Below are 11,992 nucleotides of genomic sequence, written 5' to 3' on the forward strand. Positions count from 1 at the left end.
CCCGCGAGCCGGACGGACCCCGACCCGTACCGGCCCGTGTGGGAAACTGCGATACCGGAGCGAGCGGGAAGGAGGGGCGCCGTGACCGCCCGTACGCGACTGTCACAGGCGGCCGTCGAGGCGCGGCGACAGGCCGTGCTGCGGTATGTCGCCGACCACGGTGAGACCCGCATCGACGACCTCGCCCGGCACTTCGACGTCAGTCTGATGACGATGCACCGGGACCTGGACGACCTCGCCGGGCGGCATCTGCTGCGCAAGGAGCGCGGGCGGGCCGTTGCGTTCCCCGCGCTCACCATGGAGACGGCCACCCGTTTTCGGGAAAACAGCGCCCTCGCGGCCAAGAACGCGCTGTGTTCGGCCGTCGCCGGCCGGATCAGACCGGGCAGCACGGTGCTCATGGAGGACTCGACCACCCTGTTCCCCCTGGTCCCGGCGCTGGCCGTGGTGGATCAGCTGCACGTCGTCACCAACTCGGTCGGCCTCGCGCAGCGCCTCGGGTCCGCCGCACCCGGGGTGAACGTCACCCTGCTGGGCGGCCACTACCGTGGCGACTTCAACTCCTGCACCGGCCCCAGCGTCACCCGCGCCCTGTCCCACCTCAGGGCCGATCTCGCCCTGATGTCCGCCACCGCCGTCTTGGAAGGACGCCTCTTCCACCCCCTGAACGACTACGTCGAGGTGAAGCTGGCCATGCTCGCCTCCGCCGAACAGGCGCTGCTTCTGGTGGACCACTCGAAGTTCGGCAAGACCGCTACGTACGCATACGGCACCATGGCCGATTACCACACCGTCATCACCGACACCGGCACCCCCGACACGGAACTCGCGGCCATACGCGACCTCGAAGTCCCCGTCGAGACGGTCGAACCCGAAGAGCCTTCCCCGTGATCCACACCCTTTTCGAAACACCGAGCGCCTACTGCCCCAGCGACGCCGAGATGGCCGCGCCGGTGCCCCTGGTTCAGGCCGTCCTGTTCGACTTCAGCAACACCCTCTTCCAGATGATCGACCTGGAGACGTGGCTGCGCCGGGTCGGCCTCGCCTCCGGTCGACTCGCCGCGCTGGACGAGCCCGGCGCCGTGGCCAAAATCTCCGACGAGTTGCGCGCCGCCTTCCGGCTGCCCTCCGTCGTCGCCCTCCAGGAAGGCCGCGATCTATCTTCCGAACAGCACCGCCGCGCGATGTGGGGATGGTGGGGGCAGGTGGACTTTCTGCGCGGCGCGGAGAAGGCGGCCTACCGGGAGCTCACGGCTCCGGACGCCTGGGTTCCCTATCCCGACACCGAACCGATCCTGCGCGCCCTGCACATGCGCGGACTCCACATTGCCATCGTCAGTGACTTCGCCTGGGACCTGCGCATCCACCTCGCCCACCACGGGCTGGACGCCTTGATCGACACTTGCGTCATCTCCTACGAGCAGGGCCGCGAAAAGCCCGACCCGCAGCTGTTTCTCAAAGCCTGCGCCGACCTCGGCGCCGACCCCCGTGCCACCCTCATGGTCGGCGACAACCCGGTCCGCGACGGCGGCGCGGCCGCCTGCGGTCTGCGCACCTATATTCTGCCGGCGGAACACCGCACCGGTGAGCGCGGCCTGACGGATGTGCAGCGACTCGTGGGCTGAGTTGGCGGCCCTGGCCCCGGTGGGCGTACCGTCGTCGAGCGTGGAAAAGCTGACACAGTCTCACCTACCGGTCGGCCATCCGCGTATTTATCCGTCTGCGAGTTCGATCCGCTGCGAGAAGCCAGGCCGTCGACGCTAGTGTCGAGGACCGGCTTCGTGAAGTCGGCACGGGGCCCAGCGCTGTACTGGAGGATCTAGACGGTCCCCAGGGCTGTGGCGGCCGTGTGCAAGGCCGTGGTCAGGGACTCGATGTCAAGGACATCGGCGGCGAAGCCGCGGACCTCGATGCCGTCGCAGGCCACTCGGCCGTGAGGTCGGCCAGGCGCTTTGTGCTGCGGGAGATGAGAACGACGGAGCGGCCGACAACGCCGAAGCGGCGGGCGGTGGCGAGCCCGCGGTCGGGGCCAGCACCGATGAGGGCGAAGGTCGTCACGGTGTGCCCTTGGCGGGGAGGGGGCCGTGCCGGGGCCGGCTTCGGAAGCCCGCCCCCGATAGTGGGACGTTTTACGGGTCAAGGCTTCAGAAGCGCCTTGATGGCGCGACGTTCGTCCATCGCTCGGTAGCCCTCGGCGACCTGGTTCAGCGGCAGAGTGAGGTCGAAGACCTTGCCCGGGTTGATCCGGCCCGACAGGACTCGGTCGATCAGGTCGGGCAGGTACCGGCGTACGGGGGCGGGGCCGCCGCGCAGGCCGACCTGGGAGAAGAACAGCTCCTGGCCCTCGACCGCGACCTCGTGCGGGACGCCGACGAAGCCGACGTTGCCGCCGGGCCGGGCGGAGTACAGGGCCTGCCGCATGGACTCGGCGGTGCCGACGCACTCCAGCACGGAGTCGGCGCCGATGCCACCGGTGAGGTCCTTGACACGGGCGATGCCTTCGTCGCCGCGCTCGCTGATGATGTCGGTGGCGCCGAACTCGCGGGCGAGTTGCTGCCGGGATGCGTGGCGGCTCATGGCGATGATCCGCTCGGCGCCCAGTTCCCTGGCGGCGATGACTCCGCACAGGCCGACAGCACCGTCTCCGACGACAACGGCGGTGGAGCCGTGCTGCACTTTGGCGGCGAGGGCGGCATACCAGCCGGTGCCCATCACATCGGACACGGCGAGCAGGCTCGGCACCATCTCGCCGGAGGGGTGCTCGTCGGTGGCCACCAGGGTGCCGTGGGCGTTGGGGATGCGGACGTAGTCGGCCTGGCAGGTGCTCATGAACTCGCGGTGCAGGCAGCTGGACTGCCAGCCGTTACGGCAGTTGGCGCAGGTGTTGTCCGAGGTAGCGAACGACCCGACCACGAACTGGCCCGGCCTGACACCGGTAACCTCGCTGCCCACCTCCTCGACGATACCGACGTACTCGTGCCCCATAGGATGGGGCTCGTCCACCGGCTCCGCGCCGCGGTAGGGCCACAAGTCCGAACCGCACACACAGGTGGCGACTGTGCGGATGATCGCATCGGTCGGCCGGATGATCTTCGGGTCGTCCAGGGTCTCGAAGCGCACCTCGCCGGGGGCGTGAATGACTGCTCCGCGCATGAGTGGATCTTCCTTCGGTGCAAGGGTGAATGTCGCAGCCGGCGTTATGATCGACTGCTCGAGATCAAGGCTCACACGCAATAAGCCGCATGAAAAACGGAGAAATGCATCCGGGGAGTGGGACATCCAGGGATGAAATTCTCCCCCCTTCCCTACGTGAATTCGATGTCATGATGGAAAGTATGACCAGCGACGTTCCCCTTAATGGGCTGGGAGAATTCCTCAAGAAGCGCCGCTCAAAGCTGAGCCCCCGCACCGTGGGCCTGCCCGAATACGGCAGGCCCCGCCGGGTGGCCGGGCTGCGCCGCGAAGAGGTCGCCCAACTCGCCAGTATCAGTACCGACTACTACACCCGGCTCGAGCAAGGCCGCATGCAGGCGTCCGTTCCCGTACTGGATATCCTCGCCCGCGTCCTCCACCTGGACGACGACGAGCGGGGCTATCTGTTCCAGCTCGCGGGCAAGACTGGAACCCGCACCCGGCGTCGTGGTCGACAGCAGGTTCAGCCGCAGCTGCAACGCGTCCTGGACGACCTCACCTTCACCCCGGCCATTGTGCAGGGCCGACGCGGGGACATCCTCGCCTGGAACGCCCTGGCCGCCGCCCTAATCACCGACTTCTCCCGCCCCCCGGAAAGGCACCGCAACTACCCGCGGATCATCTTCACCGATCCGGCGATGCGCGGGCTCTATGCTGACTGGAGGACCTCCGCGCGGCTGGCCGTGGCTCAGCTACGGATGGAGGCGGCGCAGTATCCCGAGGATCCCCGTCTGATCGAGCTCGTCGGTGAACTGTCCACGCGGGACCAGCAGTTCGCCCGCTGGTGGGGCGATCAACGGGTCGCGGCCCGAACTGCGGGCACCACGACTCTCAACCACCCGGTTGTCGGCGAACTCATCCTCGACTGGGACACTTTGACCGCCAACACCGAATCTGATCAGCACCTCACCGTGTGGACCGCCGAACCCGGCTCCCCCTCCCACGAGCGGCTGCGTATCCTCTCCTCCTGGGCCGCCGACGAGAATCTGTCCCCGTCACAGCCACTTACCTGAGCTTGAAGCCGGGGTGTACCCCATGCATGGCGGCGTCTGCGGAGTCTCCGCAGACCGATCTCACAGGCCGAACGACGGCATTGGCGATGGGGCCGGGTGCGGTCATGAACGCTTTCATCGCTGCGTGGGCCTCCTCGCTGTCGGCCAGTTCGGCGGATCGCCGGGCTAGGTGTTCACCGTCGCCTTCGATTCGCTTCAGCAGGTCGCGGTTGTGGAGTCGTTTGTCCTCCGAGAGGCTCTGAACGGTTCCTCTTGCGGTCGAGCTGAGGGTGTCTTCCATGGCGGAGACGAGTTCCGCGTTGGCACTATCCGTGTGATCAGGCCCATGTCGGCCGCTCCGTCCCCTCGAACGTCCTGGCCGAGACGAAGACCTCGGCGGCGAGGGCGTTCGAGCAAGCTGAGGGAGATGACGGCGGGAGCGAGGCCGCGGTGTACCTCGGTGAGGGCGAAGGTCACGGATTCGGCCGCCAGGACGACGATGTCGTCGGCTCCGACGATGCCGAGTCCTCCCGCTCTGACGGGCCGCCCAGTCCGACCACCACAGGCTTGGCCATCCCGGCAATCTGGGTATGCGAGGCGACGAGTGCAGTGGCCGATCCGCCCCGATGCCGGACGCAGCCTCCGTGAGGTCGGCAGCGGCCCAGAAGGCGGGGGCGCGGAGCGCAGCAGGACGGCTTCTTGGCGATGATGTACCCAATACTGAAGGTGCTGCCAAATGTGCCCACAGTAGCCATTGCCGTCACCTTGAGGCTCGCTCCGATGAGGGCGAGCACCAACCCAGACTCTAGTGTCACGCATGTCGACGTGAGAAGGATGACCCCGGAGGCAAGCCTGTCAATTTCGGAGGCTTCCGATTCTCCTTGAGGGGTTTCACTTGCTGGAGGTGTCTGGTTTGTTTCAGGTTCCGGTGGCATCTGATTGTCCACTCACTATTTCTCTCTGGCTGTTCCGCCAGGGCCGCCGCGCTTCTCCGAGCCCCTCTCCGTCAGTTCGAAGCGGGTGCGAGAGGTCACTCGCGTGTCGGTGACCATTCGGCCGTAGATATCGATGAACACGTGAGTCTCCTCCCTCATCGAACATCGGCGTTTGCCGACCATTGATTATCCAGGCCCCTCAGCTGCGATCGAGGCTTTCCGTACCCGGTTTAAGACTCAGCCTGTCTGAGAGGTGTAACGATCACGGCTGATCGAAGGAGCAGGGGGAATTCCTCTCTGGATAGTTTTTCCGGTGAATGAACTAACCTCTCGCGGACGCGCGCGTAACGCTCGGTCAGGGCTATTGCACGTGAGGATCTGTCGTGTCGGCGAACTGCCGTGAGAAACTCTTAGCTACGGGGCGAAGCCGGGGTGCGGAATCTGCGCCGAACGACCAGGACCGAGCCGGCGAGCAGGGCCAGGGAAGCGAGGGTCAACTGGCCGGCGATGGACGGGCAGTCCGACGGTGTGTCGTAACCACCGTCCTCCAGGCCAGCCTGGCGTTCGAAGTGGTTGAACGCGCCCGGGAAGAACGTTTCGTCGAGGGCGTACAGCGTAGGGAAGGCGGCGGGCCCGGCGGCGATGGAGAAGGCCGCCCACTGGTCGGAGTGCCGGGCCTCGTGCTCCGAGAGGCGGTCCGTGCGCGGCGTCTCCGTTTCCATGCGCTGGTCGGTCAGGAAGACGGTGCCGAACATGGTGCCGGCACGGACGACCCCGCCGTCCAGGGCCACGGCGGTGGTCCCGTTGTCGTTCTGGTACACGTCTCCGCCGTTGCCGACGCCGTACAGCAGGGCCGCCTCGGAAACCGGTGCGTTGACCACGGCGCGGGTGGTCTCCCACGCGCCACCGCCGCCGCTGGGCCCGGTCACTACGAAGAACCCGGCCAACACCAGTTGCACCGCCGCGCCCGCTCCGACCGTTGCCAGGCGGCACCGTGACGGCATCCGTCCGCGCAGGGTGCCGACCATGGCAAGGACCAGACCCACCAGGCCGCCACAGATCAGGCATGCGGTCCACCACAACACCCTGCGGCCTCTCCGGTTCCCAGGGTGCGAAACGGGCAATTGTCGCTCGGGAACGACCGGTTGACGGTCCGGCAGGACCGTTGCAGCGGGCCGGTCCAGCACCGACGATGTCACGGGCGCCTCGCCAAACCTCGATCGGCGCCGTTGATGAAGCTTGCCTTGCTCATGTTCTTTGGGTCCTGTCAGCAGTTCAACGACCACGCACAGGAATTCCCAGGGCGTGATCCACGGGCGAGAAATGCTCGATGCCGACCTTTACACGAGGGCGCGGGCACCAAAAGGGGAGAAAATCATCCAGGGAGCGAACTCCCCCCCTTTACCGCACGCAATGCGGCGGGAACGTGGTTGCGGTACTCGACTCAGTAGGCCCCTCGTCCTGAACCCCTTGGTCGAGAGCGTGCAGCTGGTCGGCGCTCAGGGCATCAATGGTGTCCCGGTGGGGGGTGGAGCGGATCTGGTAGCCGTCACGGATGACCGCGGACTCACCGTAGATGTCCATGCCCGCGGCATCCATCCGGGTCGCCACTGGAGCCGACGTCTCACACCTGGGTTGCTCTCTCGCGTGAGCCGGGGCACGGCGCAGTATCAGGGCCAGGACTCGCTCTTGCTGGCGGGGTGCTCGCAGAGGGAATCGACGACGGATGCGAGTTCGGGCTCGGTGGCCGTGCGGGAGCCTCCGGGGCACGTTGGGTGTGCACCCTTGCGTGACCGCACTCCGATGGAGGAGATCACCGCGGGTGAGTGCGGTACAGGCCGCCCGGACCGATGCAGGGGCTGCCGACTCACGCTCGTGCGGCTCTTCGAGACGTGGTGGCCGCGCGGGAGGTTGCGCCAGGGCCGCTGCTCGGACTGGAGGCGGGCCGGGTGCGAGGGGGGAGGGATTCCTCCCCGGAAGGATTTCTCCCATTTTTGGTCTGCCGCGCGCGTGACAGGCTCGTCAGCGTGATAGGCCGCAGGGCCTGGGGCGCCGGGGCCCGGCCGTTTCACCGACCTCGCGCACGGATCCACCGGGGCTGCCCCAGATGAGGTCGGGTCGCCGCAGACCCAGGGCTGGCAGCAATCTTCCCCGTCGCGGATCCGTACCCCGTTCAGTTCTCACATGATCAGCCGACAAGGAAGTTCTATGCGTACGCAGTCCATCGCACGTCCCGCTGACGCGTCCGGCACTTTCGACCTGGGCGGCGACCTGAGGGTCAACCGTCTTGGCTACGGTGCCATGCAGCTGACGGGCCCCGGTGTTTGGGGCGACCCACGTGACCCTGACGAGGCCGTCCGTGTGCTGCGGCGCGCCGTCGAGCTCGGCGTCAACTTCATCGACACCGCCGACGCCTACGGACCGTTCGTCAACGAGCAGCTGATCCACAAGGCCCTGCACCCGTACGCGGATGACCTGGTCATCGCCACGAAGGGCGGCCAGACCCGTCAGGGGCCGGGGCCGAGCAATTGGACCCCGGTCGGGCGTCCCGAGTACCTGCGCCAGCAGGTGGAGCTGAGCTTGCGTCACCTCGGGCTCGAACGTATCGACCTCTACCAGCTGCACCGCATTGACCCCAAGGTGCCGCTGGCCGAGCAGATCGGTGAACTTGCCCAGCTCCAGCAGGAGGGCAAGATCCGCCACATCGGTCTGTCCGAAGTGTCGGTCGCACAGCTCGAGGAGGCGCGCGCTTACGCCGCGATCGCCTCCGTGCAGAACCTCTACAACCTCGCCAACCGGTCGGCTGAGGACGTCCTGGAGTACGCCGAGGCCGAGAACATCGCGTTCATCCCGTGGTTCCCGATCGCCACCGGCGAACTCGCCCGCCCGGGAGGCCCGTTGGACGCCGCGGCCCGGCAGCATGGCGCGACTCCCGCACAACTCGCCCTGGCCTGGCTGCTGCAGCGCTCTCCGGTGATGGTGCCGATCCCTGGCACGTCAAGCGTCGCGCATCTGGAGGAGAACACCTACGCCGCGCTCGCCGAGCTCACCGACGGGGAGTTCAAGACCCTCGCGGAAGCCGTCTGACCGGGAGGCCGCCGCCCACCCGCTCCTCCATCTCGTGTTTAGGCCCACGGCCGGGTCCGAGGATCGGGCGCGTCCACCCCTGTCCGGTGCTCATCGCGCCCGGTCCGGTGACACCCGGGTGACGCCCCCTCTTCGGCGGCTGACTGCGCTCCACACCCCGCCCCCAACGCTCACGAGACAGAGGCATGGAAGATCAGGATCATCCCTCGCCGCGTCACCTGCGCCGCGCTTCGGCCCGGACTCGCAGGGCCTTCATCTTCGGTGCTGGCGCCGTCGCACTCGGCGGAGTCGGCATCGCGGCGGCCCGCGGGACCGACAAGATCTCCCGCACCCTGCCCAGCACCCTGCGAGGCCCTCTGCTGGCTCGCAAGGAGGGGGAGGTGGACCAGACAGGTGCCGAGTGGATCGCGGCCTCGGATGCGAACTACCGGATTGCCGAACGGCCGGACGACTACATGATCGACCGGGTGGTCATCCACGTCACCCAGAGCACGTACCCCGTCGCCCTAAAGGTGTTCGAGGACCCTGGCCATCGCGCCGCGGCCCACTACGTGGTGCGCGCCCGAGACGGCCATGTCACACAGATGGTCCGTGAGCTGGACGTGGCATACCACGCTGGCAACCGCGAGTGGAACGAGCGCAGCATCGGCATCGAGCACGAGGGGTTCGTCGACGCAGCGGACCGCTGGTTCACCCACGCTTCCTATCGCGCCTCCGCCCAACTGTGCGCTTCCATCTGCGCGCGCTACGGCATCCCGGTGGATCGCGAGCACATCGTCGGGCACCACGAAGTTCCTGGCACCGACCACACCGACCCCGGCCCACACTGGGACTGGGATCGCTATCTTCGCCTGGCGCGAGCCGCAATCTGAGGCGCCTGCGGCGGGCGGTACACGCCCGGTCGGGTAGAGCCGTCCCAAGACGAAACCGTCTACCGGCCCGCCCAAGTGGTCGAGGCCGTCCGGCAGTTGCGTGAGGCGGGAGCCGTGACGACGGAACCTCATGCGATCAACGCCAAGACGCGAGTGAGCCTGGCGACGACACGTGTTCTTCGACCGCCACGACTGCACCGCCTGCCCAGTGCGGTCGAGATGCACCCGTTCGAAGACCGAGCCACGCAAACTCACGCTGGCCCTGTGCGAGGAGCACCAAGCGATTCGCGCTCGGTGCCAGCTCCAGGAAACCGGCCATTGGCGGCGGCACTACGCCACCCGCGCCTGCGTCGAAGGCTCCGTCCCCCACGGGCTGCGCCGCCGCGGCCCGCGCTGAAACCCCTCTATCGGCCTGAACGAGACCCGCGTTCAACACGTCGTCACCGCCGCTCTCAACCTCCGAACCCACGCCTGGCTGACGGGGACGCCACTCGCCAGCTCTCGCACCTCCCGTTTCAATCGCCTGCGCCCCAGATAGGCACCGCCGAATTTCGCCCGCGGTTTGCTTCCGGACGCGATCCAGGGTCGCGCCGGAAGGACAGACAGCGTCCTGACTGCCGTCACCTGCGGTTTCAGGCTGGGGTGTCGAGTGCCCCGAGTGTCGATCCTGGCGCTCGACCAAACCCATAGGGCCCCCTGGGCCCGGCAGGCGAGGTCGTAACGGACAGCATGCTCCGCCGGTCGGGCGTCGTGTGGCGGCTGCCCCTCGCAGTCACCTGACCGGGGAGGAGGCCTGCAGGTCCTGGTCGGCGGCCCAGGAGGCCAGGATGCGCAGCCGTTCGTGCGTGGGGGAGCCGGGGGCGGAGGTCCAGACGGTCAGGTGCTGGTCGGGGTCGGTGTTGGCGGTGAGGGTGTCCCAGTCCAGGACGAGTTCGCCGACGACCGGATGGTTGAGGGTCTTGGTGCCGACGGTGCGGGCGGCGACGTGGTGATCGCCCCACCAGCGGGCGAACTGCTTGTCGATCATGGACAGTTCACCGACCAGCTCGATCAGGCGCGGGTCTTCGGGATACTTCGCGGCCTCCATGCGCAGCTGGGCGACGGCGATGTGCGCGGAGCCCTTCCAGTCGGCGTACAGGGTGCGCATGGCGGGGTCGGTGAAGATGATGCGCGGATAGTTGCGGTGCTTTTCCGCGAGGCGGGAGAAGTCGGTGACCAGGGCGGCGGCCAGCGCGTTCCAGGCGAGAATGTCCCCGCGCCTGCCCTGCACGATGGCCGGAGTGGCGGTGAGGTCGTCCAGGACCCGCTGCAACTGTGGCTGGACCTTCTGCCGGCCGCGGCGCCGGGTGCGGGTGGTGGTCTTTCCGGCGAGCTGGAAGAGGTAGCCGCGCTCGTCGTCGTCCAGATGGAGTACTCGGGCGAGGACATCCAGCACGGGCGCCGATGCCTGCATACGGCCCTGTTCCAGGCGGGTGTAGTAGTCGGTGCTGATATTGGCCAGCTGAGCGACTTCCTCGCGGCGCAGCCCCTCCACCCGGCGGGGCCTGTCGGTCTCGGGCAGTCCGACCGTGCGGGGGCTCAGCTCCGAGCGGCGCTTCTTGAGGAATTCTCCCAGCTCGTTGAGGGGTACGTTGGCGGTCATGCTGCCCAGGATGACATCGATCGCACCTGCGTAAGGGGGGAGAATTTCCTCCCCGGATGTTTCCGTCCTGGGATATTTCTCTCCGCTTTTCGCGCCTGCCCCCGCGTGTGAGGCTCGATCGTGAGCAGTCGTTCCTCACGACGGCTGCGGCTCACCGATCCCCGCATCGAAGGAAGCATCCCCATGCGCGCAGCAGTCATCCACGCTCCCGGCGACGTGCGCCTCGAGAACCTCGACGACCCGAAGATCCAACGGCCGACCGACGCGGTGATCCGTACAGTCGCTACCTGTGTGTGCGGCTCGGACCTGTGGCCGTATCGCGGTCTCGAGCCGGTTGGCGACCCGCACCCGATGGGGCACGAGTACGTCGGCGTCGTCGAGGAGGTCGGCAGCGAGGTCACCAACGTCGCGCCGGGCCAGTTCGTGATCGGCTCCTTCGCCACCTCGGACAACACCTGCGTGAACTGCCGTAACGGCTGGCAGTCCTCTTGTCTGAACCGCGAGTTCATGAGCACCTGCCAGGCCGAGTCCGTGCGCATCCCTAACGCCCACGGCACCCTGGTCGCCACGGACGAGCACCCGGACGCCGAGATGGTGCCGAGTCTGCTCGCTGTGTCCGACGTGATGGGGACCGGCTGGTACGCCGCCCTCGCCGCCGAGGTGAAGCCCGGCTCGACGGCCGTAGTGGTCGGCGACGGAGCGGTCGGGCTGTGCGGTGTCATCGCCGCGAAGGAGCTGGGTGCGGAGCGGATCATCGCCATGTCCCGGCACGAGTCCCGCCAGAAGCTCGCCCTGGGGTTCGGCGCCACCGACATCGTGGCTGAACGGGGCGAGGAAGGCGTCGCCCGCGTCAAGGACCTCACCGGCGGCATCGGCGCCGACAGTGTGCTGGAGTGCGTCGGCACCGCAGATTCGATGCGACAGGCCCTGCACTCGACCCGGCCCGGCGGCAACGTCGGCTTCGTCGGCGTCCCGCACGAGGTGGCCATCGGCGGCGAGGAGCTGTTCTTCTCCCACGTCGGCCTGCGCGGCGGTCCCGCCCCCGTGCGCCGCTACCTGCCCGACCTGATCGACCGCGTGCTGACCGGCCGCATCGACCCGGGCAAGGTCTTCGACCTCACCCTGTCCCTGGACCAGGTCGCCGAGGGTTACCGGGCGATGGACGAACGCCGCGCCGTCAAGGCCCTGCTCAAGCCCTGAGCGCAGGCGCGCCCGCACCCGGGTCCGCACCGACGCGGTGCGGTCACACGACCAGCAACCACCTCGGCTCAC

Annotated in this window: 11 protein-coding genes and 1 pseudogene; 7 read left to right on the plus strand and 5 right to left on the minus strand. The window is 67.7% G+C overall.

The genetic code is table 11. The annotated features are described in order from the left end of the window. Positions 1 to 81: 81 nt before the first annotated feature. Both ABZT06_RS45585 and ABZT06_RS45590 read left to right on the plus strand, forming a co-directional pair. Positions 82 to 891 (plus strand): DeoR/GlpR family DNA-binding transcription regulator, encoded by an 810-nt coding sequence (locus ABZT06_RS45585; protein ID WP_355754687.1) that lies wholly within the window; start codon positions 82 to 84, stop codon positions 889 to 891. After that, a complete protein-coding gene (locus ABZT06_RS45590) occupies positions 888 to 1,625 on the plus strand; it encodes an HAD-IA family hydrolase (RefSeq protein WP_355754690.1) in 738 nt (245 codons plus the stop codon). The genes ABZT06_RS45585 and ABZT06_RS45590 overlap by 4 nt, the downstream gene beginning before the upstream one ends. A gap of 134 nt (positions 1,626 to 1,759) precedes the next feature. On the opposite strand, the pseudogene ABZT06_RS45595 reads toward ABZT06_RS45590, so the two are convergent. Continuing rightward, positions 1,760 to 2,058: pseudogene (locus ABZT06_RS45595) on the minus strand (SDR family NAD(P)-dependent oxidoreductase); the annotation flags it as partial. Positions 2,059 to 2,136: 78 nt separating this feature from the next. Beyond that, positions 2,137 to 3,153, minus strand: a complete 1,017-nt coding sequence (locus ABZT06_RS45600) for a zinc-dependent alcohol dehydrogenase family protein (protein ID WP_355754692.1) — start codon at positions 3,151 to 3,153, stop codon at positions 2,137 to 2,139. 170 nt (positions 3,154 to 3,323) lie between these two features. Between ABZT06_RS45600 and ABZT06_RS45605 the strand changes: the two genes are divergently transcribed. Continuing rightward, positions 3,324 to 4,205: a helix-turn-helix transcriptional regulator gene (locus tag ABZT06_RS45605; protein WP_355754737.1), complete on the plus strand. Its 882-nt coding sequence runs from the start codon at positions 3,324 to 3,326 to the stop codon at positions 4,203 to 4,205. Here the strand turns inward: ABZT06_RS45605 and ABZT06_RS45610 are convergent. Both ABZT06_RS45610 and ABZT06_RS45615 read right to left on the minus strand, forming a co-directional pair. Beyond that, positions 4,198 to 4,485 carry a hypothetical protein gene (locus ABZT06_RS45610; protein WP_355754694.1) on the minus strand — a complete coding sequence of 96 codons (288 nt, stop codon included), beginning with the start codon at positions 4,483 to 4,485 and terminating at the stop codon, positions 4,198 to 4,200. The genes ABZT06_RS45605 and ABZT06_RS45610 overlap by 8 nt on opposite strands. Before the next feature lie 1,044 nt (positions 4,486 to 5,529). Further along, complete coding sequence (locus tag ABZT06_RS45615) at positions 5,530 to 6,165, minus strand: hypothetical protein (protein WP_355754696.1); 636 nt, start codon at positions 6,163 to 6,165, stop codon at positions 5,530 to 5,532. Positions 6,166 to 7,327: 1,162 nt separating this feature from the next. Between ABZT06_RS45615 and ABZT06_RS45620 the strand changes: the two genes are divergently transcribed. From ABZT06_RS45620 to ABZT06_RS45630, 3 genes are all read left to right on the plus strand, one after another. Then, positions 7,328 to 8,206, plus strand: coding sequence for an aldo/keto reductase (locus ABZT06_RS45620; protein ID WP_355754699.1), 879 nt, complete (start codon positions 7,328 to 7,330; stop codon positions 8,204 to 8,206). A gap of 185 nt (positions 8,207 to 8,391) precedes the next feature. Next, complete coding sequence (locus ABZT06_RS45625) at positions 8,392 to 9,078, plus strand: N-acetylmuramoyl-L-alanine amidase (protein ID WP_355754702.1); 687 nt, start codon at positions 8,392 to 8,394, stop codon at positions 9,076 to 9,078. Positions 9,079 to 9,286: 208 nt separating this feature from the next. Beyond that, positions 9,287 to 9,475 (plus strand): hypothetical protein, encoded by a 189-nt coding sequence (locus ABZT06_RS45630; protein ID WP_355754739.1) that lies wholly within the window; start codon positions 9,287 to 9,289, stop codon positions 9,473 to 9,475. Between the two features lie 375 nt (positions 9,476 to 9,850). Here the strand turns inward: ABZT06_RS45630 and ABZT06_RS45635 are convergent, their stop codons facing one another. Then, a complete protein-coding gene (locus ABZT06_RS45635) occupies positions 9,851 to 10,720 on the minus strand; it encodes a helix-turn-helix domain-containing protein (protein WP_355754704.1) in 870 nt (289 codons plus the stop codon). A gap of 183 nt (positions 10,721 to 10,903) precedes the next feature. Here ABZT06_RS45635 and ABZT06_RS45640 point away from each other — a divergent pair, with 183 nt between their 5' ends. Beyond that, positions 10,904 to 11,920 carry a zinc-dependent alcohol dehydrogenase family protein gene (locus tag ABZT06_RS45640; protein WP_355754706.1) on the plus strand — a complete coding sequence of 339 codons (1,017 nt, stop codon included), beginning with the start codon at positions 10,904 to 10,906 and terminating at the stop codon, positions 11,918 to 11,920. Positions 11,921 to 11,992 lie beyond the last annotated feature (72 nt).

Source organism: Streptomyces sp. NPDC005483, from assembly GCF_040606035.1.
Classification (GTDB): domain Bacteria; phylum Actinomycetota; class Actinomycetes; order Streptomycetales; family Streptomycetaceae; genus Streptomyces.

Excerpts from the sequence above, each read along its gene's own strand:
- ABZT06_RS45635 (WP_355754704.1), bottom strand. The coding sequence starts at position 10,720 with ATGACCGCCAACGTACCCCTCAACGAGCTGGGAGAATTCCTCAAGAAG.
- ABZT06_RS45640 (WP_355754706.1), top strand. The coding sequence starts at position 10,904 with ATGCGCGCAGCAGTCATCCACGCTCCCGGCGACGTGCGCCTCGAGAAC.
- ABZT06_RS45625 (WP_355754702.1), top strand. The coding sequence starts at position 8,392 with ATGGAAGATCAGGATCATCCCTCGCCGCGTCACCTGCGCCGCGCTTCG.
- ABZT06_RS45610 (WP_355754694.1), bottom strand. The coding sequence starts at position 4,485 with ATGGAAGACACCCTCAGCTCGACCGCAAGAGGAACCGTTCAGAGCCTC.
- ABZT06_RS45600 (WP_355754692.1), bottom strand. The coding sequence starts at position 3,153 with ATGCGCGGAGCAGTCATTCACGCCCCCGGCGAGGTGCGCTTCGAGACC.
- ABZT06_RS45620 (WP_355754699.1), top strand. The coding sequence starts at position 7,328 with ATGCGTACGCAGTCCATCGCACGTCCCGCTGACGCGTCCGGCACTTTC.
- ABZT06_RS45605 (WP_355754737.1), top strand. The coding sequence starts at position 3,324 with ATGATGGAAAGTATGACCAGCGACGTTCCCCTTAATGGGCTGGGAGAA.